General features: G+C 55.8%; 1 protein-coding gene. It reads left to right on the top strand.

Going from position 1 to position 337, the window contains the following annotated elements:
* Positions 1 to 285 (top strand): heme-binding protein (locus SB756_RS28755; protein WP_410912917.1); only part of this gene is annotated, 285 nt, incomplete at its 5' end.
* Between the last annotated feature and the right edge of the window lie 52 nt (positions 286 to 337).

Here is a 337-nt window from a genome sequence, read left to right as displayed (position 1 = left end):
CTGCTGGCGTTAAGTCGCATGGACGATTGCGCGCCGATTGCGGCTTATATCTCCCAGGAGAAAGCGCGTACCGCCGCGCTGGGGCGTCGTGAAACTAAGGGCTATGAAGAGATGGTGAACAACGGACGTACCGCGTTCGTGACTGCGCCGTTATTAACGTCGCTGGAAGGCGGCGTACCGGTTGTTGTGGATGGGCAAATTATTGGTGCCGTGGGCGTTTCTGGTTTAACCGGAGCACAGGATGCGCAGGTCGCGAAAGCGGCAGCAGCGGTGTTGGCGAAATAAGCGAAAACGAGGAGATAAACAATGAGTCAAACCATAACCCAGAGCCGTTTAC

It is taken from the genome of Pseudomonas sp. SIMBA_068, from assembly GCF_046534705.1.
GTDB lineage: Bacteria > Pseudomonadota > Gammaproteobacteria > Pseudomonadales > Pseudomonadaceae > Aquipseudomonas > Aquipseudomonas putida.
Note: the sequence above shows the minus strand (reverse complement) of the source record. Positions and strands in the feature narration are given on the sequence as shown.